The sequence below is a fragment of the Candidatus Poribacteria bacterium genome (assembly GCA_026706025.1).
GTDB lineage: Bacteria > Poribacteria > WGA-4E > WGA-4E > WGA-3G > WGA-3G.
The window spans coordinates 82,112-107,086 of sequence record JAPOZO010000020.1; the positions used below are offsets into that span (position 1 = coordinate 82,112).

At 47.5% G+C, this 24,975-nt stretch carries 22 protein-coding genes, 1 tRNA gene and 1 pseudogene; 21 read left to right on the forward strand and 3 right to left on the reverse strand.

Translation table 11 applies throughout. From position 1 onward, the window contains the following. The first annotated feature begins 22 nt into the window (after window positions 1-22). From OXH00_04285 to OXH00_04380, 20 genes and pseudogenes are all read left to right on the forward strand, one after another. Entirely contained in the window at window positions 23-616 is a 594-nt protein-coding gene (locus tag OXH00_04285) for a hypothetical protein (GenBank protein MCY3740217.1), read from the forward strand. 188 nt (window positions 617-804) lie between these two features. Next, the gene (locus OXH00_04290) at window positions 805-1,821 is read left to right on the forward strand and encodes a PhoH family protein (protein ID MCY3740218.1); all 1,017 of its coding nucleotides are present in this window, start codon (window positions 805-807) and stop codon (window positions 1,819-1,821) included. 5 nt (window positions 1,822-1,826) lie between these two features. Continuing rightward, window positions 1,827-2,315 carry an rRNA maturation RNase YbeY gene (gene ybeY / locus OXH00_04295; GenBank protein ID MCY3740219.1) on the forward strand — a complete coding sequence of 163 codons (489 nt, stop codon included), beginning with the start codon at window positions 1,827-1,829 and terminating at the stop codon, window positions 2,313-2,315. A 54-nt stretch (window positions 2,316-2,369) separates the two neighbouring features. Further along, window positions 2,370-3,641 (forward strand): hemolysin family protein, encoded by a 1,272-nt coding sequence (locus OXH00_04300; protein MCY3740220.1) that lies wholly within the window; start codon window positions 2,370-2,372, stop codon window positions 3,639-3,641. 245 nt (window positions 3,642-3,886) lie between these two features. Beyond that, window positions 3,887-3,961 (forward strand) — tRNA-Pro (locus OXH00_04305). Between the two features lie 39 nt (window positions 3,962-4,000). Beyond that, window positions 4,001-4,768: a DNA repair protein RecO gene (gene recO, locus OXH00_04310; GenBank protein ID MCY3740221.1), complete on the forward strand. Its 768-nt coding sequence runs from the start codon at window positions 4,001-4,003 to the stop codon at window positions 4,766-4,768. 136 nt (window positions 4,769-4,904) lie between these two features. Next, the gene (locus OXH00_04315) at window positions 4,905-7,943 is read left to right on the forward strand and encodes a TonB-dependent receptor (GenBank protein MCY3740222.1); all 3,039 of its coding nucleotides are present in this window, start codon (window positions 4,905-4,907) and stop codon (window positions 7,941-7,943) included. A gap of 34 nt (window positions 7,944-7,977) precedes the next feature. Further along, a complete protein-coding gene (locus OXH00_04320; GenBank protein ID MCY3740223.1) occupies window positions 7,978-8,637 on the forward strand; it encodes a hypothetical protein in 660 nt (219 codons plus the stop codon). Between the two features lie 87 nt (window positions 8,638-8,724). Continuing rightward, the gene (locus OXH00_04325; GenBank protein MCY3740224.1) at window positions 8,725-9,864 is read left to right on the forward strand and encodes a hypothetical protein; all 1,140 of its coding nucleotides are present in this window, start codon (window positions 8,725-8,727) and stop codon (window positions 9,862-9,864) included. A gap of 148 nt (window positions 9,865-10,012) precedes the next feature. Continuing rightward, a complete protein-coding gene (locus tag OXH00_04330) occupies window positions 10,013-10,843 on the forward strand; it encodes a hypothetical protein (GenBank protein ID MCY3740225.1) in 831 nt (276 codons plus the stop codon). Window positions 10,844-11,002: 159 nt separating this feature from the next. After that, window positions 11,003-11,629 carry a 2'-5' RNA ligase family protein gene (locus tag OXH00_04335; protein ID MCY3740226.1) on the forward strand — a complete coding sequence of 209 codons (627 nt, stop codon included), beginning with the start codon at window positions 11,003-11,005 and terminating at the stop codon, window positions 11,627-11,629. 29 nt (window positions 11,630-11,658) lie between these two features. Continuing rightward, window positions 11,659-12,054 carry a hypothetical protein gene (locus tag OXH00_04340; protein ID MCY3740227.1) on the forward strand — a complete coding sequence of 132 codons (396 nt, stop codon included), beginning with the start codon at window positions 11,659-11,661 and terminating at the stop codon, window positions 12,052-12,054. A 52-nt stretch (window positions 12,055-12,106) separates the two neighbouring features. Then, complete coding sequence (locus OXH00_04345; protein ID MCY3740228.1) at window positions 12,107-12,379, forward strand: BrnT family toxin; 273 nt, start codon at window positions 12,107-12,109, stop codon at window positions 12,377-12,379. Then, on the forward strand, window positions 12,372-12,605 hold the full coding sequence (locus OXH00_04350; GenBank protein MCY3740229.1) for a hypothetical protein: 234 nt from the start codon (window positions 12,372-12,374) through the stop codon (window positions 12,603-12,605). The genes OXH00_04345 and OXH00_04350 overlap by 8 nt, the downstream gene beginning before the upstream one ends. A gap of 73 nt (window positions 12,606-12,678) precedes the next feature. Beyond that, the gene (locus OXH00_04355; GenBank protein MCY3740230.1) at window positions 12,679-14,487 is read left to right on the forward strand and encodes a glycosyltransferase family 39 protein; all 1,809 of its coding nucleotides are present in this window, start codon (window positions 12,679-12,681) and stop codon (window positions 14,485-14,487) included. A 2-nt stretch (window positions 14,488-14,489) separates the two neighbouring features. Further along, window positions 14,490-14,651: pseudogene (locus tag OXH00_04360) on the forward strand (transcriptional regulator). A 138-nt stretch (window positions 14,652-14,789) separates the two neighbouring features. Continuing rightward, complete coding sequence (locus OXH00_04365) at window positions 14,790-17,771, forward strand: hypothetical protein (GenBank protein MCY3740231.1); 2,982 nt, start codon at window positions 14,790-14,792, stop codon at window positions 17,769-17,771. A gap of 12 nt (window positions 17,772-17,783) precedes the next feature. After that, window positions 17,784-18,848 carry a PorV/PorQ family protein gene (locus tag OXH00_04370; GenBank protein ID MCY3740232.1) on the forward strand — a complete coding sequence of 355 codons (1,065 nt, stop codon included), beginning with the start codon at window positions 17,784-17,786 and terminating at the stop codon, window positions 18,846-18,848. 138 nt (window positions 18,849-18,986) lie between these two features. After that, window positions 18,987-19,214, forward strand: coding sequence for a hypothetical protein (locus OXH00_04375; protein ID MCY3740233.1), 228 nt, complete (start codon window positions 18,987-18,989; stop codon window positions 19,212-19,214). 185 nt (window positions 19,215-19,399) lie between these two features. Continuing rightward, window positions 19,400-20,806, forward strand: a complete 1,407-nt coding sequence (locus OXH00_04380) for a sulfatase-like hydrolase/transferase (protein ID MCY3740234.1) — start codon at window positions 19,400-19,402, stop codon at window positions 20,804-20,806. A gap of 118 nt (window positions 20,807-20,924) precedes the next feature. Here the strand turns inward: OXH00_04380 and OXH00_04385 are convergent, their stop codons facing one another. From OXH00_04385 to OXH00_04395, 3 genes are all read right to left on the reverse strand, one after another. Beyond that, the gene (locus OXH00_04385; protein ID MCY3740235.1) at window positions 20,925-21,065 is read right to left on the reverse strand and encodes a hypothetical protein; all 141 of its coding nucleotides are present in this window, start codon (window positions 21,063-21,065) and stop codon (window positions 20,925-20,927) included. Between the two features lie 109 nt (window positions 21,066-21,174). Next, on the reverse strand, window positions 21,175-21,405 hold the full coding sequence (locus tag OXH00_04390; protein MCY3740236.1) for a hypothetical protein: 231 nt from the start codon (window positions 21,403-21,405) through the stop codon (window positions 21,175-21,177). Window positions 21,406-21,409: 4 nt separating this feature from the next. Continuing rightward, window positions 21,410-21,643 (reverse strand): hypothetical protein, encoded by a 234-nt coding sequence (locus OXH00_04395; GenBank protein MCY3740237.1) that lies wholly within the window; start codon window positions 21,641-21,643, stop codon window positions 21,410-21,412. Window positions 21,644-21,897: 254 nt separating this feature from the next. On the opposite strand from OXH00_04395, the gene glyS reads away from it, so the two are divergent. Continuing rightward, window positions 21,898-24,930, forward strand: coding sequence for a glycine--tRNA ligase subunit beta (gene glyS, locus OXH00_04400; GenBank protein ID MCY3740238.1), 3,033 nt, complete (start codon window positions 21,898-21,900; stop codon window positions 24,928-24,930). The last annotated feature ends 45 nt before the right edge of the window (window positions 24,931-24,975 follow it).

The following is a 24,975-nucleotide window of genomic DNA, read 5'->3' on the forward strand; positions in this document are numbered from 1 at the left end:
ACATCTGGTAGGGAGAAAAAAAATGAGAATACAAGTATTCAGCATTTTATTGGTTCTAATATGCAGTGTTATGGGGTGTGCGATGCTGCAAGAGGTGCCACTTATTGAAATTCCGGCATCGCGGCTCACCTGTGATCGAATCCCTGAGATTGTAGATGGCGACTTGAAAACAGTTGGCACCTTTGCAGCACAAGGATCCATCAAAAAAGAATTTGTTGGAAGTATAGTAAAGGGGGTATCTCAGCCGCTGCAGTACCAGCGTCGGGTGGAAGGTAGTCTCAAAACGGAAACCTTGATCAAATTGGACACACCCAGTTATATTAAGTATGTTGAAGTCTATCCGGCATCAACCATCCGTAACCTCGCTTTGGATGTTGGCATAAAACGCCCGAACCAGAAACTCTCGTTTGAGGCAGTAGAGGATAAACGCGGCATAAAAGTGGAAGGGACACTGCCAGTAAGATTCAAGGTTGAGCGGGAAATTCATCATTTGCGATTGACAGCAAATGCCTTGGAAGACCCCGAAAACGTCCGACACGACGACGAAGAACGTAAAATGTGGATTCCACTCAAGGGTGCTGCGATTCGAGAAGTCAAATTCTATGGACGAAAATAAAAACCGCTTGATTTTTCTTTAATGACATTGTAGAATAAAAATAAGTTCATAGGACTTACGCACAATGGGCTAAAACTTACGTAACGCGTAAAATTTGACTTTTTTTTCTAATTTTGTTAAGTTAAGCAGCATAGGCACGGGAAACTTGCGTGTCTCCCACATAAACAAACTGGAGGATTAGAATTCTATTGCAAAAACAAGAATCAAAGGGTGTTCCCATACAGAGCAACGCTGAAGTGCAAGCCCTGTTCGGGCATAGCGATGCCTTCTTAAAAATTATTGAAGACAATTTCGATGCCCGCGTTGTTTTGAAAAGTGACAACATCGCTATCATTGGCGAAAACGTCACAGAAGTCAACCGGGTGACAACGGTTCTCGAATCACTTCTTCACCGCATTCGGAAAGGAGAAAGCATTCAGGCAACTGATGTCAACTATGCGATTCGTGCATCCAGGGTCGATGAACGAGATACCTTAGGTGACACAGGTGCCGAGTCTATTCCGGTATTCTCAAAACGCGGTGTCATCCGTCCAAAGACCGCTGGTCAAAGAAGGTATGTGGAAGCGATGAAACACAACGACCTTGTGTTCGGTATCGGACCCGCCGGAACAGGGAAAACATATCTCGCCATGGCGATGGCGGTCTCCGCACTCAAAAGTGGACAGGTGAGTCGTATCATCTTGACGCGACCCGCCGTTGAAGCTGGTGAGAAACTCGGTTTTTTACCCGGCGATATTGCCGACAAGGTGCATCCATACCTACGTCCGTTATACGATGCGCTCTACGATATGATGCCACCCGAAGCACTCGACAAATACATCGAACGAAATGTTATTGAGGTCGCACCGATCGCTTTCATGCGAGGCAGAACGCTCAACAACTCGTTTGTTGTCCTTGATGAAGCGCAAAATGCTACGATTGAGCAGATGAAGATGTTCCTCACCCGCCTCGGTTTTGACTCAAAAGCCGTGGTCACAGGCGACATTACGCAGACAGATCTACCGACACACAAAATTTCAGGACTCGCAGATGCACAAGAGGTGCTTTCAGGAATCAACGGCATTGAGTTCATCTATTTTTCAAGGGTTGATGTTGTCCGACATGAACTCGTCCAACGTATCGTCGAAGCTTATGAACAGGCATCACCACACAATAAGGGACGGAACGGCGGGAACCCGCCAAGTGCGTCCGATGCAGAAGAATAACCGTTTTGATTCGCGTTAGGAATACAAGTAACAATACCACCTTTGACGTAGAAGTCATTCACAACGCAGTGCTCGCGACACTAAAAGCACATGATGCAGAGGCGTGTGAAGTCAGTGTCCTCTTAACAGACGATGCTGACATTAAACATCTCAACCGCGACTATCGAGGCGTTGATGCGCCGACAGATGTGCTGGCTTTTGCGATGCGTGAGGGTGAAGATGGGAATGTGAACCCGAATGTACTCGGTGATCTCGTTATATCCCTCGAAACGGCATCGCGGCAATTGACAACAGGCGATCAGTTCAGCGCGACTCGCAGTAGTCTTGAAACCGAAAAACAGGGGACAACCTACGACACTCTTGAAATCGAAGTCGCGTTACTCGCGATACACGGTGCACTTCATCTGCTTGGCTACGACCATCAAACACAAGAAGAAGCCACAGTTATGTTTCAAAAGCAGAATACCATCTTCGGTTTATTGAGGAAACCATAGCACGATTGTTCGCTAACTTTTGAGCACCAGTTTGTAGGGGGTGTAATTTTACGTTTGGACGACCTATTAGTCATCAAACTCGTTAGTTTAGGTATAATCTTAATTCTCAGTGCGCTGTTTTCAACTGCCGAAGCGTTGCTCGCTCGGTTAACGCGAGACGATATTCTCAAGTTCGCCGAGGAAGGCGGCAAACGTTATGAAGTGTTAACATCACTGCTGCACCATCCGCGCCGTTACTCGTTAACTATTATCACGGCAAAAACAATTCTGATAGTAGCAGGCGTTACGGTGCTTATGACATTTTGGAAAACATATCCAGTCGCGAGTGCAGCCCTCGCAGTCGCCTGCTTTGTCATCTTTACCGAATTGTTTCCCAAAAACTATGTACGGGGCAGTACTGGCGCAGCAACCATCCGGGCGCTCAGTGCCCTCCGTGCCATCTACTGGTGCGGATTCCTTGTTTTAATCCCGCTCAATTTCCTCGCCAACCTCATCGTCCGAATCTTCGGCGGCAAAGCCACATCTGCACAAGATACCCTCGTATCTCCAGAAGTGTTAGAGACACTCGACAATGTCGCCGATAGCCAAGAAATCTTAGAGCCAGACGACCGAGAGATGATCGCCAGAATTTTAGACCTGCCCGATAAAGTTGCCAGAGAAATCATGGTCGCACGCACCGATATGATATGCCTTGAAGTCGCAACCCCTGAAACCGAAGTTTTACAGACCGCAATCACCTCCAGGCATACGCGTATCCCGATATACGAAGAGACAATTGATCAAATTGTTGGGATCCTGCACGTCAAAGATATGTTGGATTGTTGGGCAAGAGGTAAGCCGGTCAACCTGAGAGAACTTATCGTCGATCGAAGTCCTTTTTTCACGCCGGAGAGTAAGAATATCTCAGAACTCTTTCGGGAGCTTCGCGAGCATAAGCAACACATGGCGATCGTTGTAGACGAATACGGTGGCACCGCCGGAATCATAACACTCGAAAACATCATCGAAGAAATCGTCGGTGAAATTCAAGATGAAGACGAAATCGACGAACAAGATGACTACATTGAGATAGCACCTAACACCTATTCCGTTGATGCGCGACTAAATCTTATTGAATTGAACGAAAAACTCGGCACCGAACTTGAAGCAGAAAACATTGATACAATCGGTGGGTTCGTTGTAGACTATCTCGGTCGTGTGCCTGAACAGGGGACCCAATTTACCTACCGCGGTATCCGGTTCACCATATTTGAGGCAGACGAACGACGCATCCAAAGGATTCATCTTGAAATGCCGGAAATTAACGATAGTGATGACGCGTTTTAAAACCATCACAATAACACCGCTCATCTGTCGGAATGCCTTTCTTTTCTCGGAGGGGTTTGTAAGCCCGATCCGTTGGACTATTCGGTTTCTTGTAGGCGGGGTTTGTAACGTTGATCTGTCGGAATGTCTTGGTTTCCCCAGCGAGGTGACATCTATGTAAAATCTTTTGACGACATATTTACACACCCAGAAGATGGAATTAATTTGACAAAGTCCATCAGAGAAGGTATAATTAAGCGTAAGAACGGGGCGTAGCGCAGCCCGGCTAGCGCGCCTGCTTCGGGAGCAGGAGGTCGGAGGTTCAAATCCTCTCGCCCCGATCTTTTCCCATTTGTGATAACACTTTTATACCCAAAGTTATGGCAGCCCAAAAAACCCAAGCGATTGTCATTCGCACCTTTCCCCTTAAAGAATTCCACAAAATCATTACTTTCTACACGCCTGACTTCGGAAAAGTCAAAGCAGTCGCTTACGGCGTGAAAAGTCCAAAAAGCAAACTCGGCGGGAGTTTAGAACTCCTCAACCACGGCACGCTCCTCTTTCAGCACCGCGAAAACCGAGAATTGCAGAACATCACTGATTTTAATTTGATTGACGGGTTTGATGTCATTCGCTCGGATTTCACGCGTATCACCTATGGCTGCTACTTCGCTGAACTCGTGGAGAGCATCGCATCAGAGGGTGTCGCCAACCCTGAAATTTTCGATTTACTTCGAACCACCTGTCAATTTTTAGGACATGTTGATGATGTTCCCTTGCTCGCCAGAGGGTTTGAGATTAAGTTCTTGGATTGTGCGGGCTACGCCCCGGAACTCTCGCGCTGTGTGCATTGTGGTTCAGATGTCCAAGGTGCCGCGGCAAATAGATTCGGGATTGCGTTCAGCATCCGGTACGGTGGTGTGCTTTGTGCCGATTGCAAAAATCGAGATGGTGCTGCTTTTACAATCTCCCCCGGTAGTTGTGAATTGTTAAAGATGCTTCGGAAATCCGAATGGGAACGGTTCAACCGAATTCGCGCCTCTACCCGCAACCATCAAGAACTGAAACGGGGACTCGGCAGTTTTATTGAATATCATACCGAACGCACCTTAAAAAGCCTCCGGTTCATTGAAAACGTCTTAGATTAGATTTTGGAATGACTTCCGCCATGCAAACATTACCCAGCAATCCAAGGCTGCCCGTGTGCGAATGTGTCGGGTTTTCAACTATGTACTTATGTCAAACTTACGTTACTTCAAACATTGCAAAAGAGGGAACGCACTTATGAAAAAGAATGATATGTTCAAGAAGGTAGTATTACTCGCGCTAAGTGTGGTGTGTGTCGTGATGGTAGGCATCCGAGACCTGTCTGCTGCCATCACCGGAAAGGTTTCTGGTATAATCACCGCCGAAGCGACGAATGAACCGCTCGCAAACGTCACGGTAACAATCGTCGGAACAAGCAGCACCGCAACGACAAACGATGCTGGCTACTATGTGATGACGAATATCCCACCCAGTGGGTATGACGTGAAAGTTGAACTAACCGGTTACAGTTCTGAGACCGTAGAAGGTGCGAAAGTCCTTGCCGGGCTTACCACAACTCTCAACTTCGCCCTGAAGGCATCTGAGGTTGCCACGCTTGAAAGCATAACAGTGACGGCTGTTAAGCCGCTCATTAAGAAGGATGTCACGCAGACGACACGGATTATTGAAGCAGAAGATATCGAAGCGATGCCTCGTGATAGCGTGAACGGCATTCTCCAGACACTCCCGGGCGTTTCGGTACTCAATTCAACGGGTTCGCTTCATGTCCGTGGCGGCAGGTCAACAGAGGTGAAATATCTGATTGACGGTATCCCCATCAGTGATCCGATCGGCGGAAGTTTAGGCTTGAATATTAGTGCGAAATCGCTTGAGCAGATGGAAGTCATCACGGGCGGATTCAACGCCGAATACGGCGATGCCCAATCCGGTATCGTTAACCTCATCACGAAGGCAGGTTCACACAAATTTTCTGGTCGGTTCAGGTACCGCGTTGGACAGTGGGGGACACACCACGGTGATCCGCTATATGGTCCGTGGTTGGATCCTGATAACGGATTCCGACCGGTTGCGATTGAACCTTTCAGAGGTATCTTCCTCGGCAAACCTTACGATTACCAAACACCGTATCGCGGAGAAGATGTTACTGTCGCAGAATTAGCAGAACGAGAAGGCGATGAGCAGATAATCTTCACAGAGATTGTCCCCGGCGTTTACGCCGACAGGGCGGAAAACCCACTTCAACCTGTGATAGACCCAGAAACAGATGAACCGAGCGTAAATGAAGAAACCGGCGAAGCCATCATGGCACGCCAACCTTACAAGGATGCCGATGGCACTGTTATCGACTATGAAAAGAAACAGGTTACGCTGTTAGATGGTTATGTTGTGGACTTGAACCAGTATAGTGGGGTATTCAATGATACCAAAGCGTATGATCTGTCTCCGAGCCACATTGGGGAATTTGCGCTCAGTGGACCGATATGGGGCAATCGCTTGACTTTCGCTTTTGACAGCCAGTTGCGGAGCGATGAGAGTTATCTACCGAATAGCGACGGATTGGGATACACTTTTCAGGGGAAAATGAAGTTTGAAGTGACACCGAGTATCAAACTCTCCGCAAGTGGGCTTTTCGATCAGCGGGAATCCAACTCCTATGGTGGCAGCCTCCGTTTTTGGCCCAGCGCAATCCCAGTGAGTACGAGAGATGCCCGCAGTCTCTCCGTCCAACTTTCACACAATATCAACTCAGGCACATTTTATACTTTGACCTTGGGTCAATTCCATCGCGCCGTTGCGAGTCATCAACCCGATAAAGTGTGGGATCCGTTGGACAAGACATTTGATGAGAACGCTTGGGACCCCGAAAAGACACCTGAGCAGAACGAAGAAGAAGGCAGAATCAGAAATCCGCCCCAACAGGCGTACAACGATACAACCTATTTCATCGCGGGGGATGACAACTCCTGGACGACTCGCGAGGCGACAACCTCAATATTGCGGGGGAATTTTGCAAGCCAAGTTACAGCGAACCACTTGATTCAGACAGGTGTCGAATTCTTGGCGTACGATATCTATAATCTCGGGACGACAAACTATGGAAGTTCCAACCTCTACATGGAGTTTTATGATGTCCAGCCGCAATCTTTGAGTATGTATGTCCAAGACAAGATGGAGTATGAAGGGATGATCGTCAACGCCGGGTTACGATATGACCTGTATAATCCCGATGGGGTCTCACCCGCGGACCCATTGGATCCGCTGGAACTTAACGACGACGGCACAATCAAATTGGACAAAGAGACTTATAAAGTTGGACTACCGATTATCAAAGATCCTGTTAAGGCTTCTACCAAACACATGGTCTCGCCACGCCTCGGTATCTCCTACCCGATTACCGACCGGACGAAATTGCACTTCACGTATGGGCATTACTACCAGATCCCGCGCGGTGATGATCTCTACGAAAACCTTAGTTTCGATATGCGGGGTGCCATCCGAAGAAGAGGCAACCCTGACCTCAATCCAGAGAGAACTATCGGCTATGAAGTTGGCGTTATACGGCAATTCACTGATGACTTAACAATTGATTTAACTGGATTCACCAAGGATATCAATAAACTCGTTAACAGTGTGCATGTCACTCCTGACGTAGAGACTAATGATTATAGTTACTTCCTTAATGATGAATTCGACGGTGTCACCCACGGTATCTACGGCAGAGTTCAGGGATTTGAACTCACGATCCGCAAGTGGCGCACGGGACGGAGTCGGGTTTCTGGTATGCTGAGTTATACCTATTCTGTTGCGAAGGGTAAAGGTTCGAGTCGGAATTTGGGCTATCTCACTTATTATCGGCAGCAGCCAGATGTAACCGAAAGCCATCCGTTGGCATGGGATCAGCGTCACATCTTTTCTGGAACGCTGGATATTCAATTGCCGTTTGATGCTGCTGTCAATTTGATTGGTAGCTACGGCAGCGGTTTGCCCTATACACCGAATCCGCGAGCACCCATCAAACCCGACATCAACTCCAAGCGTTATCCAGCAACGTACAATGTTGATGCACTCCTCAGCAAACGGAGCCGGATTGGTGGGTTGACCTACACGCTCTTCGTGGATATTCGGAATGTCTTCAACACGAAAAACCTTGACGATATCTTAGACGCAGTGACGTATGACCGATACGGCATCCCGCTCAGCAGCCAGAAACATTCACATCCGCTATCGTGGAGTTCCCCGCGGTTGGTTATGATGGGTGTGAGTTTGGATTTTTAGTGAAATCAAACTGAAGTTTTAGGAGCGAAAGAAATTGGAACTCAATTACTATATGAAATTGTTTTCAATTATGTTTCCAATTGCGCTTGGAATCACGGCAATCTTTTCTTTTTACATTGGATTGCGAGGTATTTTAAGCAAGACACCCTTCATGATCTCAAATAGGTGGTTTTTGGCAACAATACTTGTTGCTTTCATTCCATTACCGGTAATCTTATTGCCGCTTTTATCGGCGTCCGGCAGCAGTTCCGATATATATTTCATGAAGTGGCTAATCGCCATTCTATGTGGGTTGGTCCTCTCTGTAATCCTGATGGTATGGTATTCACTGAGAGGTTATGTCGTATATGGGGTTACAGATGTATCGTTTCGGGAAACACTCCTCGCAGCTCTTGAGAAACTGCAGTTACCCTATGAAGAAAGTCTTTCTGCAATACGGCTTACATCTATTCAGGCAGATTTGCAAGTGTCTGTTCAGTCGTGGATGGGAACTGGTATTGTCAAGGTCAAACAGCGCGCACATCGTTCTGCTCTCAGAGAGATTGTTAATACGATGAATGAATACTTCCGTACATTATCTGTATCTACAAATATAATTCCTTATATTTTCTTTCTGGTTATAGGAATATTTGAAGTTCTTTTTGTAATTGCTATGTTCTTTTTCTTAAACCATGTTATAACCTTTCCCGGTTGATAAGGAATGTGGTAAACCTGCGCTAACAACTATTGAAAGTATGCATCGCAGATGCATATGGATATGAATTTTAGAAGGAAATTTTTAATGAAGGAAGTTAACATAGCAGAGGCTGATATTAACACTGTAGCAACTGAGATAATGAAGTTTGCATCGGATCTTCCAAGCCCGGAAGATTTGCTGGATTCCCGCTCTCCTGCTGTTAAAGTTATTGACTGTGTCCTTTCACTCAACAGACCATACGATTCGTTCGTGGTGCCCCGGTTGAAAATTTTTATCAGCAATCATCCGGACATACAACAGATTACCGAGTTGGCTGAGCTCATGACAAGTTATTCAACACCGCATGCGTTCGTGCAACAGGAACTCAATTATAATCACGAGGATCGTGCAAGGATTCTGTATGAGGTAGTCATGTTCCTTTGTGAAATTGTTCAGCAAACACCAACGATCTTTGAAGAGAAGGCTCTCAAGCAGTGGGTAGTGCAAGCACAGTCCCAGACCGACAGATTAAACATCAGAGGTTTTGGGCCTGCTGGTTTTCAGTACCTCTGCATATTGTTCGGTGTGGATACTACGAAACCTGATATCTATATTATTAGATTTGTGTCTGATGTCTTAGACCGAATTGTATCGGATTTAGAAGCACATGCCCTCTTGGAAGCAGCCTGTGAACGCTTGGGGCTCTCTGTCAGGGCAGTTGACAGTTACATTTGGAACAGAGGTGCACGGCCAGCAGAGACAATTGACATAGCTACACTGGATGGCGAGTTGCCCCCCGAGTCCAACGAAACCGAGGAGAGTGCTAACGAAGCTTTACCGCTTGTGTCAACGTTTGATTATACGTATAAACCTGTATCAACGTCAAGCCTTGTTTTCAAGATTGCTGAGAGGTGCTGGTGGCGCAAAACGTCAAACAAAAACCTCGCAAACATGTTTAATATAAATATCAAAAAACTTCAATCCTTATTTTGTACCGACATGTATAAGCAGAGCGTCTTTAATCTAATGTGTGTTCAGTATAATAGCGAAGGATTTGAAAAATGGGTACAGAGGTATGAAAAGGAGTATCAAAGTGGTATGGCTCCCGTTTTTTCACAACGGATGAAGTTGGATAAAGCGAACCATGAAAAAATGCTTGCTGGTGTTCGCGCTTTTCACGCGGCAGCTAAAGAAGGTGTAAAAGTTAAGGTTATGAAACAGCGTCAAGATCCTTACAAGAATTGAGGCGATCCTCCGCTACATAGAAAATCAAGGGTTATTGGAATACGATAGCCCCGTAGGGGTGGCATCTGTGTAGAACCTTGGGGGGCCAAAACCATAAGCCCCGTAGGGGCGGCATTTGTATAACGTAAAACATTAAAAGGAAATTGAAATGTTGAATGTCGGTGAACAACTTGTATCCTCGTACTTGCGATATATCCGGCAATGCGATTTTATAGAAACAAACTTACCTACTGAATCACAGGGTGAAATCGACGTTGTCGGGCTAAACATGTCAAAACAACAGGTTTACGTTTGTGAGGTAGCTATTCATATAAGAGGACTCCAATATACTACAAATGATGTCAAAAACGGCATCAAGACCAGGAGGCCCGATAACGTTCAAAGACTTACAGATAAATTCTCCAGAGGCATTAAACACGCTTGCAAGCATTGGAATCAATACGATCGCCATTTTATGTTTTGGAGTCCGATAATTAACACAAGTCAGATGCGACATCTTGAAGAAATTAAAGCAAATGTCAAGGAGCAGTATAGCGTTGCAATTGAGTTTATAGTCAATGAAAGGTTTCAAGCGTGTTTAGCGGAACTGAGAAATTATGCAGCAGACAAAACCTTCGAGTTCCTATGTCCGTTGATGCGCCTGATGCAAATAGAAGAGCATATAGACCAACATTTAAAAAAATTAACTCACATGCGAGGGCATGAATCTACATCTACTTTAACAAAAGAATCTGATAAGGGAATGGATGAGTCGGGACCCGCGACTGTCACGGCACCGGCTACTGAATTTTCGCTCACCGGGCCCGAGATGAAGGCTTTACGGAAAAAGGCTAAACTAACTCAAAGTGCTGTAGCGGTCAAGCTAGGTATGAAACCCAGCAGCAGTGCTGCGATAAGTGATTGGGAGACCGAACGTGTAAAGGTGCCAGCCAAGCACCACGCTACACTGCTGTCTTTATATGAGCCAGTGAATACGTAGGTTGGATTGATGGAACCGTGAATTCACCCAAATTATGAGTGAAACCCAACACATTAACTAAAAACAGGTTTCACTGTCTAAACAAAGTGATCCGGATCTTTTCCGCTGAAAAAGCACACAGTGATATGTGCGAAATTATATCTGTTAAAGAGATTATATATGCCGTTTGTTGTTGAACTGTATTTTGACCCCGCAACCGAAGCGTCCGTTCGTGATGCGTGGAAAGCGATTGATGAAGCAGGGATTAGCGATTCTATGCCCAAAGGTGGTTATCGTCCGCATGTATCGCTTGGGGTGTGCGATCATCTTGACACAGATTCACTTGCACAGGAGTTTTCAACATTTGCGGAGGGTGTTGCGCCGTTTCGATTGTCTTTTCCGAACATAGGTGTTTTTTCTACATCGGAAGGGGTTGTTTACTTAGGCGTAACGGTTACTGAGGCGTTGCTGCGTGTTCACGCGGCATTTCATAAAATCTTCAAAAGGTACGCAAGGGAACAACGGGAATATTACACTGTTGGACAGTGGGTGCCGCATTGCACACTCGCTTTCGGTTTGTCAGAGACGCAGATTGTTGAAGCAGTAGCTGTTTGTCGGCGAATTGTTTTACCGACTTCTACGGAAATTCGAGAAATTGGTGTGGTGGAGGTTTCTCCTACAAGTTGTCAAACACTGTTTTCGTGCAGCCTCAAAACGACTGATAAAACTGAACTTAATGACGAATTGCGTCCAGGGTATGATGAAACACTGCCCAAAAACGGCATTCGGGGGAAATACGCGAAATAATACAATAATCAATAAGGGCGGAATTTACCATGAAAACGCATGAATTCACACTTATTTTGACAGCCGACCCCAATGAAGAGGAGGCAGATCGGCTCTATAGCATTTTTGATGACGGAACGATTGCCACCATTGATGGGGTTCCTCAAATTCATTTTCATCGTGAGGCCTTTTCCTTAGAGTCCGCTATTGTTTCCGCGCTACTGGAGGTACGAAAAGCAGGTTTTGATGCTGTTCGTGTACTCATCAACCCAAAAGTTATACTTGGAGCAATAGGCACTATAGATTTGCGGGAACGCGGCATTGACGAAGCACAAGCGGCAGAAATGCGGGCACGCCTTGCCTCCTTTGCCGAAGATTGGGAAAGCCCGGAAATGGATATCTATGACAACTACGATGAGGAAAAAGCCAAATTACAAGCGCGGTGATATCATTTTAGTGCTCCAAAACAATTGATACAGCATTTTCTAAGTTGACACAATGGAATTTGAATGGAACTCCAACAAAGCAACAAGTAACCTTGCTAAACACGATGTATCTTTTCAGGAAGCATCAACCGTATTTGGTGATCCTTTGGCATTTACATTCCCTGATCCAGATCATTCACATGATGAAACACGATACATAACAATTGGCGAGTCAATACAAGGACGGTTGCTTATTATCTCTCATACGGATATTGAGCAACAAATCCGAATTATTAGTGCCCGTAAATTGACACGCCAAGAAAGGAAGATATACGAAAATGACTGATAAAACTGAGCTTAATGACGAACTGCGTCCTGAGTATGACGAAACGTTGTTAAAAAACGGCATTCGCGGGAAATACGCGAAGCAATATGCTGCTGGAACAAATATCGTCCGACTTGATCCAGACATTGCTGCTGCTTTCCCAAGCGAAGAAGCCGTTAATGAGGCTTTACGCTTTGTCTTAAAAGTAATGGATGATGCTAAAAACCTCGCGCGTCATGCCGATTGATAACGGATTGAGGTCAGCCAACTTCTTGGGTAAACTTTCGCGCCAACTAAATCTAAGTTAGTAAGAAAACAAAATGATTTTTGAGGAAGCCCGTTCAAAAATAAGCGAGCCGCTCGTAATTAAAATTATTCTACTCTGCATCCTAATTGCCTCTGGGGCTTTGGTGGTGCGGAATGTTGGACACAGTGGAATCACCTATTGGGATGAAGGATTTCACGCGGTCGTGGCGCGGAATTTGACGAAACATCCGCTCAAATTCACGCTCTACGACCAACCGTGGCTCCCTTACGACTACAAAGGGTGGGGCGAGAACCACATCTGGCTGCATAAACCGCCTGTCGCTATGTGGACGATCTGGATCTCGCACCTGATTTTCGGTATCAACACGTTCGCGCTCCGGTTGCCATCTGCAATCAGCCTTGTTGTCGTCGCGTGGCTGACGTATCGAATCGCCTCGGATCTCTTTGACAAACGGGCAGGACTCATTGCCGCGTTTCTTGTCGGATTCAATCCGTTTCTGTTCGCGTCTGTTCACGGCTATCGCTATTCGGATCACATTGACATAGCGTTGCTACTCTGGGTACAGGTCTCGTGTTGGTTCCTGCTCCGGGCAGTTCGGACTGGAAAGCGGAGGAATTACATCTTATCGGGTGTAGCGATGGGGATCGCGTACCTCTCAAAAAGCTACCTTGCCTGTATCACCTTCGGTATCGCGCTCGTCGTTTGGGGTGTTGTGAAAGGGAAACAGATCTATCATAAGAGACGCGCTTCAGATGACAGCGTGCAAAGCGAAACAATAGACGAAAAGATCCGACTCAGAGACATCGGTATACAACTTTTGGCGGCAATTGCGACAGTGACACCGTGGGTTACCTATTGTCTGTACTTCTATCGAAAGGAATTCCTATGGGAACATAAACGCGTCCTCGACCATCTTAACACCGATGTCGAAAGCTGGGGGGCGAGTTGGGATCGACCGCTGTTTGACTATATGCCGCTGTTTTATCCGGTGTTCTATGCTGCCCTTTTCGCGGTGGTTTTGTGTCTATTAGTCGTTATGTTCAGACGCTGGAATTTAGCCGAACTGTTTGTGTTAGCGTGGGGTATCGGGGTCATCGTCCCGCACACACTCGCAGAAACAAAAACGCCATCAGCTACAATGATCGCCGTGTCACCCTTGTTGATCTGCTTGGCAGCGGTTATTAGTCGCGCATGGCAACGACGGGATTGGATTTATACCGCAATTTGGTGTGCTGGGATGCTTGTGATTACAATCATCTCCGGTGGACGCACATTAGTCAAGGGACGAGACCAATTTGATGGACTGAAAAAAATCGCGCCCTTTATTGAGACGAATTTCTGGATTGTTGAGCAACTGATTGGATTCGGCATCCTGCTCGCTGTTTTTGCTGGCATATATGTGTTGGTTCGTCAGTATAACTGGCAAAAATGGCTATGGCTTGGACTGCGGATAGTCGCATTGGCGATTGCTTTGTTCTATGCGGGGGGCTATGTGCGCGCCGCATATAAAGTCACGGAACGGAACAGCAAAATCCCGCTCTATGAAAAGAGTGGGCCACGTCTACAACGTGAGATGCCAGATAATGCCTGCTTTTTTCTCGATGATGAACGCGTCGGCGCGCATTTCGATCTGATGTATTATGCTGACCGGTCAACATATCAGATTTTTAATCGACACATGTCAACGCCTCGTGACTTCGAGAGCCAAGCCAAGACAGCACGCAAAGCAGGTGCGATTCCGTATCTCTTTTCTGTCAAGGACACAGCGTACAATTATCCGCTGTTCATTGAAGGTGAGATAGATGTCGGAAATGGAGAAACACGACGGTATCGGGTTTTTGAAATTACGGAAAGTCAATAATTATGGAGATTAAACTAATCAAAACTGAAGCAGACTATGAAGCTGCACTGAAGGAAATAGAACAACTGTGGGGGGCGCGCTACGGGTCGCCGGAAGGGGATAAACTTGATGTGCTTGTTACACTCGTAGAGGCTTATGAAGAAGCGCATTATCCCATTCCACCAGAAAGAACGACCTAAGAAATCGTAAATGGTTTTATATCCATTTATGATTTTCATCGGAATCATTTTTCGACTATATTTCCATTTAGAACGGTTTATTACTACAACCTTCAATGAAGAACATACGAGGTAAACGAAATTATGAAACTATTACGATATACACTATTCCTATCCACAATTTTAGCACTCGCCGCATTACCGGCAAGTGCACAAGTGGATTGGAAAGCGCTTGACGTAGGTAACCTATCGTCTGCTATCTTTAACACCGGGGTCGTCGGATATCCGAGTAATCCGACTGCAAACCCTTCAGGCTGGTGGCCCGCAGGAACAAACGACTCCTATATCTTTGAAGGCGATATATGGATCGGTGCGAAAAAAGGCGGCGAGGTCGGCGTTTCTGAGGCAGATGGTAGACAAAGTGAAATCTGGCCCACTGAGGACGCGCCGGAAGTCATCTCAAACAAACCCGGAACGACAACAAAAGAGACACCCACGAGCCAAGCCATCATGTTCAGATGCTCTGACATGAACCCCGATGCAAACAAAGGCTTGATTCTCGGATTAGAGATTGAAGTCAACGGGTTCCAATGGAGTTATGCACCGCTCTACGACTTTTTTATTCTTGAGTACAACGTCAAAAATGTCGGTAGTGACACGCTTGAAGACGTGTTTATGGCGTTCCGTTACGATGTAGATGTCTCCAGTAACGAAACAGGGACGGCGAGTTACTCCGCCGATGACTTCGTCGCACTTGACCAGACCCCGGACGCGCTCAACCCTGTGGCCCATCCGAACCGTTATCTCTCTTACGGATACTCCAACGCCTCCGCGCCTGGGTATATAGGTTTACGCGTATTGGATGCATACAGAGGGGATAACCCAGAGGATACTACCGCAAAAATTCCTTTCACGGCACACAAACGGATTACCATATCCACAGATCCATCAACCGACGCGGAGATATACGCGTTAATTAGTACGCCGGGTGTCGAACCGCTCCCTGCAAACTACGACGATCAACGCTTCGTCCAGTCTTATGGACCCGTTGAATCACTTGCCCCCGGAGATTCGTTCAACGTTATTATCGCAGTCGCGATCGGTGAAGGACTTGCCGGTTTACAAGCCTCCGCAGACTGGGCACAAAAACTATATGATGACGACTACGTCGCTCCAGCACCACCGCCCTCCCCGCTGGTAACGGCTTACCCTGCTGATGGACAAGTAACCCTCGTCTGGGAAAGTGAGGGACGTTGGGTTGATGCAGGAGTCAGTAAAGATATCGAAGAATATGTTGACGTGACCGATCCAGAAAAAATCTTTGAAGGGTATCGGGTCTACAGACGCGATGTTGCTTACGACGAATCCACTGGTAATCCTGTTGAAGACTGGACAATGCTGATGGAGTTCGACAAACCGAGCGCGACCGGTAATTTTTTTACAGTGTCGCACGTCGGTAAGCAGTCAGACGCTAAGATTGAAAGCATAGGCGATGAACCCTTTTTCGCGAGTTTCTTCAAAAATGCCGTTTATATGATTAAATTCAATTCGAGCACCAGTTTTGAAGTCGTTAACACAACGCTTTGGGAAGTAATGCCTTATAATGCGGAATTTCCAGCAGACGGTGGCGGATATGTTGTTATCAAAGATCCAAACACAGCCGAACCGCATCCCGATGGTACATACCGCTCTGGTGCCCGAATCTATTTTGGTGGGCTTTATGTACAAATCAGCGATGGTCCCTCAGGACCCCCTGTCGCTGGCGACATCTTCCGGGTTGTTTCCACGCCTTCACAAGCACTCGGTGAAGATGCAGGCATCAAGAATTTTTATACCGATGAAGGACTCACCAACGGACTCGAATACACCTATGCCGTCACTTCTTACGACACAGGCAACCCTAAAAAAGCATTGATTGCGATGGAGAGCAGTCAGATTGAGACGATGGTACATGTCGTGCCACGTGCGCAACCGGCTGGATACCGTGAACCGACCGCTAATATAGAACAACACGGACAGGGAAGCGTTACCGTTGAACCGATGGTGCTTGCTCCGAACAAGGTCACAGGGCACCAATATAAAATCGTCTGGTCCGGTGCAAAACAGATAGATGCGTCGGCATATATCACCGGGCCCGGTTATCAACCCCCCTCTTATGAAATTGTCAACACGACGACAAACCAAACCGTCGTCGAGCAACAATCCTTTGACTGGTATGACCCCGGGCATCAAGCAGCCGTTGAAGCCCTTTCGCCAATGTTTGACGGCATCGTTTTGAAGATAACAGGGGCCGATGTATCTTACGGTACTCCGGACGAAAACCCGATTCTTGACGTTAAACTAACAGCAGGTACAGTGACGGATTGGGCGGTGGACATTCAATCCCCCGGCTTTGGTGAGAATACATGGCCCAACGTCTGGTGGTCAACGTATTACCGTCCGCATACATATTCAATCACGTTTACTGACGATACACACGTCAAGGTGGTAGACGAAGACACGGGTGAAGAAATTCAGTTCAGTGACCAACGTGCCGAGGGATACGCAATTCTGACGGGTTCAGGCTGGCGTGATGAATACGTCCGTGCGGATACACCCGATTTCTTCCGAATTTACATCCGAGGTGGATACGTCTATATCAGGGATCCGAATCAGGAGATTTCCGCTGGTGATGTCTTCACTGTTGAGATGGGCGGTATCAGCGCGCCACGAGATGGCGACGAATTCCTTTTGACAACAAAAGAGGAGACACTGGACGCTGAAAACATTGAAGCGGATCTCGGAAAAATCCGCGTCGTGCCAAATCCTTATTTCGTTACGAATAGGGCAGTACTCTCGGAAGGAACGGACAAGATCTTTTTCACGCACCTGCCACCACACTGTACCATTCGGATTTACACTTTGGCAGGCGAATTAGTTCGGACAATCGAACACGAAAGTACTGAACTTTACAGCCCGGATGACCGTTCGGCACAAGGCGACAAGGGTGGGACAGCATCCTTTGAACTCCTCAATCGCTACAATCAAGCACTCGCGAGCGGCATCTATATCTATCATGTTGAAGCTCGCGACGAAAGTGACACAGTCGTCGGCAACAAAATCGGTAGATTCGCTATTATTCGATAACAGGAGAACCACATGCGATATATAACTTATACGCTTTTATTTACACTTCTGGCACTGTGGGTTGTTCCCGGTTATGCCACAACCAATGTCGGCACAGCGGGTGCCCAGTTTCTAAAAATCGGTCCCGGCGCGCGGGTTGATAGTCTCGGCGGTGCGTTTGGCGGGCTTGCCAACGATGTAACCAGTATCTACTGGAACCCAGCAGGCATAAGCCAACTCGAAAAAACCAGTTTCTCGGACACACAAATATTCTGGCTTGCCGATGTCCGCTACAACTATCTCGCGTTCGCCACCCCGATAAAAAACGTCGGCACTTTGGGCGCAAGCGTCACATTCCTCAATGTCCCTGATACGGAGATTACCACACTCACGAAGCCCGATGGCACTGGACTTTGGTATTCCGCTTATGATACCGCAGTTTCTTTGGCGTATGCCAGACAACTCTATGCGAAAGAATCCGGCGTTAAACTCTCCTTCGGTATCAACGCCAAATACATCCACCAGCAGATTCATCGAGAAAGTGCTAACGGTGTTGCGATTGATGTCGGGACGCTATACCATACCGGGTGGCGGAGTCTACGTATCGGGATGTGTTTCTCAAATTTCGGACCGGAGATGCGTTTCAGCGGGCCCGATCTGGAAAGCGGATCCGAAATAGCTGGTGATCCAAGGACATCAGACTACCGTCCATTTCCAGATACAACGAACCCGGCGCGGACAGCGGCGTTAGAAACAATTGAGTTTCCGCTGCCCTCCAATTTTCGACTCGGTATCGCCTATGATATCATTGATACTGGCGATAACCTCCTCACGCTCGCGCTTGATGCGAACCATCCGAACGACAACAGTGAACGGTTGAACATCGGTATGGAGTACTGGTTTAAAAAGATGGCGGCGATTCGCGGCGGCTACAAATTCCGGTTGGGCGAAGATTGGCGGGATGATGAAGAGGGACTCACGCTCGGCTTAGGTATCCACCTGACACTCGGCAAGAGGTTGCTCGCACTTGACTACGCTTATGCTGACTTTGGACGGTTACAACAAGCACATCGGGTGAGTTTGGGGTTACAGTTCTAAAGCCGCGTCTGCTGCTTGTTGATGACCGATCCATGAATATCTTTGGCGCGCTCTGAAACCCTTTGCTAAAACAGAAGTCGTTATGCTATAATGGATATAAATCAATGCGTTAACACCCTTTGAAAAGGGGAGATAAAAATGGAAAACGAACATCTCACACTTGAAGAGATGGCGGAGAAATATCCTGATGAATGGCTCTTCATCGTTGATTGTGAACATAGCAAAAATACGGAATTGTTATCAGGACGCGTCTTAGTCCATAGCAAATCCCGTACAGATATTTATAACGCCTCAGGGCAGTACAAAGGTGGTGCAGCAATACGTTATACTGGTAAACCTCCAGAAGGGATGGGTTATTTGTTGTAATGGCGCGTATTCCGTTTAATCTCTCGCTTGGGTTAACGGTGTATTAGGTCTGAATTTTCTGAGGCATTTTGATGTCAATATCTCATTCTCAACCGGAACGATTGAACTTCTTCCACGTTAATCCGATCTCGAAGAACATCACTTCCAACAGCAGGTTCTGAAAACTTGCAAACCCTACGAAAAATATGACAGACAAACCGAACATCGTTTATCTTCTCGCGGATCAGATCCGAGCATGCTCGTTGCCGATATACGGCGACACACAGATTGAAACACCGCATATTGATCGACTCGCGCGAGAAGGCACCGTCTTCTCAAACGCAATCGCCACCGCGCCCGTCTGCACCCCGTACCGCTCCATGCTACTCACGGGACGGCATCCGCAGACGACGGGACACCTCATCAACTTCGTCAAAACCCGGCACGACGAAATCGGACTCGGCGACGTTTTCAACCGAAACGGTTACCGGACCGCGTGGGTCGGCAAATGGCATCTCCACACCGGCTCATTCCCAGAAATCGGCGGACGCGACTATGTTCCCGAAGGACGCGACCGTCTCGGCTTCCAACATTGGCGCGGTTATAACTTCCACACGGATTATTTCAACGGCACTGTGAACCTCGACAAGGACTGGCGGAACGAAAGGTGGGACGGCTACGAAACTGATGCGCTGAACCGATACGCCTTCCAGTTCATGGATGACGTGGCAGACGATACCCCGTTTTGTCTATTTATCTCCCCGCACCAAGCACACTCCACGCCTTACGAGTTCGCGCCGGAGGAATACTATGACCGACTGCCCGCCGAACTCGAACTACCGGAGAACGTTCCAACTTCGGTTCGAGAACAGTCGTTGAATATCTACCGACACTACCTCGCGATGGTGCTAACGGTGGACGATATGCTCGGCGAGTTGATGGCGTATCTCGAAAGAACCGGACGCGTCGAAAACACGCTGCTCGTCTTCGGATCCGATCACGGCACGCAGGGCGGCGCACAAGGCATTAATTTCTGGGCAAAGCGCGAACCTTACGAAGAATCCATCAAAGTACCATTGATTATGCGGCTGCCCGGCGTTTTCGATGGAAACCACCGCACCTGTGATACGCTCACATCCCCCGTAGACCTGTTCCCATCGCTCTGTGGGTTATGCGATATTCAGCCACCGCGAACTGTTGAAGGCTACGATCTCTCCGCCTCTTGGCGCGGCGAGACCGACACCTTTGAGCAGGACGCTGTCTTGACAATGAACTTCGGTGCAACCTACGACTATCTCGTAGATGGTAACGAATGGCGCGGTGCCCGCACAAAGACGCACAGTTACGCACGCTGGCTCGACGGCAAACGGATGCTATATGACATAGCAGCAGATCCACTCCAGATGAACAACCTTATTGGCAGACCCGAAGCAAAAGCGTTGGCAGACGAAATGGAGAATACTCTCACAAGCCTGATGGATGCCCGTAATGACACGCTCCAACCCGCGACAAACTATACGGATTGGTATGACACACAACGCCGCATTGTCCGTAACGCCCATGGCCCCCTCGGCGACCCAGAGGACGAACCCGACTGGTCATTATTAAAATGATTTGACAATATCCTAAAATAAACGTCGGTTTGAAAAACGGTGGGATGATAATTAGGGGATTGTCGTTAGTTTTCAGCGAATTCCAATCGAATCTGAAATCCTATGATTCTATAAAAGTTCAAAGTCCCTTGAAAAAGAAAGGTAGATCACTGTCAGCAAGGTATTCCTCCACTGTTAATTGGAGATAGTCAATTGCTGCTTCCCGATCATTAGCAAGCCTTCTAATTTGATACTCGCGCCAGTTTCCCATTTCTCTCATGGGTGTGCCTCCTTATATTCTCGCCAATAGGTTTCTGCGCGTTCAATATCCCGCGCTTGGGATGCCTGGTCCGTATCATAGATTATATACAAGCCGGAATATAGAAAACTCAACCTGTCGCTACGAGTGCCTCCTGCGCTTTGCGAGGCAGTTCGAGAAAAATGAAATAAGATTCAGGATATAAATAATCCTCCTGGGATTCATCAACGATTCGCAGGTATCCCTCTTGCGCTGCCTTTTCGTCCGGCAAAATTTGGTAGAGCTTTCGTTTCTCTAAGTCTTCACAACCATTATTTTCGATGCAAAGCACAAATTGCATTTCTGATAATTTCTTTTGCATTGTTTTAATCCAAGAATCGTTTGATTTTCATCTTTTTTCTCCCAATTCCATGGGCTTCATACCAATGAATCTCTGCTCTTCGGATACTGCCTTCCGTCAGACGAATATAAGCAGTTCCCTTAAGTTTCCGCCATCTTCCAGAACCGTATTGTTCACGGAGCCTCCGAATCTCACGAATTTGTCGCCCTACTGCGATTGTCTCAATATCCTCAATTCTGCCGATAATTTCAAAGTACATTGGTTACTAAAAGGTGTCTTCTTATGAGATTTGATGAAGTCCTTCCTCAAGCATAAAGAGAAGTTCGGCAGTATATGGAATTGGGTTTCGTTAATACATCTTGTCAATTATATCTTGCATGTATTGAATTGTCAAGGAGAGTCTGTAAAAACTGTAAAGACCTCTTGAAAATCTATTGCTTAAAGAAATCTGTTTATGTTACAATAGATACGCATCAATCAATTCAAAACGGAGCGTGCAAAGAAAAAATAGATATGACACTTCAAGAAATAATTTTAGCGTTAGAGAAATTTTGGGCAGACCACGGCTGCATCATCCAACAACCGTGCGATATAGAAGTCGGCGCAGGCACGTTTAACCCAGCAACCTTCCTACGATGCCTCGGTCCAGAACCGTGGCAGACAGCCTACGTAGAACCTGTCCGCCGTCCAACTGATGGCAGGTATGCCGAAAATCCTTTCCGCGTCGGTGCCTATTACCAATATCAGGTAATCCTCAAACCCGCGCCTGAAAATGTGCTACCCCTCTACCTTGAGAGCCTTTACAGTCTCGGTATCTCTCCCCGTAAAAACGACATCCGCTTTGTCGAAGACGACTGGGAATCACCGACGCTCGGTGCGTCCGGACTCGGTTGGGAAGTCTGGTGGAACGGTGCGGAAGTCACACAGTTCACCTATTTCCAACAGATGGGAAGCATCGATCTCGACCCGATCTGTGCTGAGATAACCTACGGACTTGAACGCATCGCGCTCTATCTGCAAGATGTAGATGACTTTTTCGACATCCGCTGGAATGAACACGTTAACTACGGGGATGTGCATCGGCAAAGCGAGGTGGAATACTCGACTTATAATTTTCAGAAGGCAGACGTAGAGATGCTCTTTGAGTTGTTCAGCACCTACGAGAGGGAAACCCATGCCTGCTTGGATGCTGGGTTAGTCCTACCAGCAACCGATCATGTTTTAAAATGCTCGCATACCTTCAATATGTTAGATGCTCGCGGTGTTATTAGCGTCACAGAACGGGTGAGCTACATCGAACGCGTGCGGCGACTCGCACAACGGATCGCACGCGCTTACGTCAAACAGCGCGAAGAGATGGAACATCCCCTCATGGGACGTTTCAGTACAGGAACTGATACAGCGGATTCACCCATTACAAAAAGCGAAACCGCTTCACAATCACCTCAAGAAACCGTTGATCTCTTATTTGAAATCGGTACGGAAGAGATACCCGCGAGTTATGTCCCGCCTGCCCTTGTGCAGCTGCGCGAAATCGCAACCGAGTCCCTAACGAACCACAGAATCCCGTTCGGTGAAATCGAAACATTTGGTACACCGCGCCGTATTACGCTCAGCATCAAAGACCTGAAGACTCTTCAAGAGAGCGAAGAGACAGAAGTCGTGGGACCGCCGAAACGGATCGCCTACGATGAAAACGGTGAACCGACAAAAGCAGCAATCGGCTTCGCAAAGACGCAAGGCGTTGAACTCTCAGCACTCCGTATCGTTGAAACCGAACGAGGAGAATACATCGCCGCCTCAAAACTCGAAAAAGGCGTTGCAGCGCGAGAGGTATTGCAAGTGCTTCTACCCGAATGGATCGAGGTGCTGCGTTTTCCGAAAACTATGCGCTGGGAAACCAAATCTGAAGAACCGCGTGCTTTCGCCCGATTCGCCCGCCCGATTCGTTGGCTGGTCGCACTGTTAGGAAATGAGGTCATCAACTGTACCTACGGTGCCGCACGCGCAGGACGCGTAACCTATGGACACCGTTCCCTGCACCCTGACCCAATAACCTTGACATCGGCGAACTTAGCCGCATACATAGACGCACTGCGTGCGGTGGATGTGGTTGTCTGTCCCAAGGAGCGACGCGAGACAATCAAAAAACAGGTAACATCCATTTTAAAAATAGAGGATAATCTCCCGAAACTTGATGACGAACTGCTGGATACGGTGAACTACCTTGTGGAGAACCCGCAACCCATCGTCGGCAATTTCAGTGAATCGCATCTGGAGCTACCGCCTGAAGTGCTAATTACCGCGATGAAGAAGCATCAACGCTATTTTCCGATGTGGAAAAACGAATCAGAACTGGCGGCGAAATTCATCACGATCTCCAACGGAACGGACGGAAATTTCGACGGCGTTCAGCACGGCAACGAACGCGTCCTTCGCGCAAGACTCAACGATGCCGAGTTCTTCTACAAGGAAGACCAGAAAACCAGCCTCGCTGATAAAGTCGAACGTCTGGGAGCGGTCATCTTTCACGCCAAACTTGGATCACTCTTAGATAAAGCGAAACGGCTTAAAGCGTTAGTTAAACGCATCGGGGCAGAACTACAGGTATCAGAAGAGATAATCGCGCACACAGAACGTGCCGCCTGGCTCTGTAAGGCAGATTTAACGACGCAAATGGTCATCGAATTTCCAACCTTACAGGGTATCACTGGAAGATACTATGCACGCAATTCAGGAGAACCCGAACCGGTTGCCACTGCTATCGCTGAGCATTATCAACCGCTCGGGGCGGATACACCGCTCCCCGAAACCGAAGTCGGCGCGCTTCTCGCCATCGCTGATAAGCTCGACACCATCGTCGGATACTTCGGGATAGAAGAACGTCCCACAGGTTCGCAAGACCCGTACTCTCTACGACGACACGCACTCGGTACAATCCGTATCCTACAAGACCGACAGTTACTGCTCTCTTTGGATGCTGTTGTAGAAAAGGCAATTTCGCTCTACACGGTGCCGTTGGCAGACGATACACAAACCAGTGTTCTCGGTTTTATCAAAGAACGCCTACGCGTCATCTTACAAAACCAGCAATACGCACCTGATCTCGCCGATGCGGTCTTGGCTGTCGGTGATGTCAACATCATTGATATTCACAAACGCGCCAGCGCGCTTGCCGAATTTCGCTTGACATCAAACTTTGAGGAAGTGTATAATGCCCTCAATCGAGTTCTGAGGATTTTGCCGCCGAGCGTGCCAGAGACCGTAGACACGACACTGCTGCAAGACGACGCGGAAAAGCAACTCTTTGACCGTATCACTGCGGCAGAATCCGGCTTCAAACAGAGCATTCAGGAACGCGATTACACTAAACTTTTAGCACAACTTGCCACTTTACAACCCGCAATTGACAGTTTCTTTGATGATATTCTGGTTATGGCGGAGGAACCGGCACTGCGCGCGAACCGATTGGCGTTGTTGAACCGAATCGGACGGAACATCTATGCCATCGCAGACTTAACAAAACTCGTGATCGCGGGGAATTAAATACAAGAGACATCTGAACGCGCCTGCTGATACTATAGGAGAAAG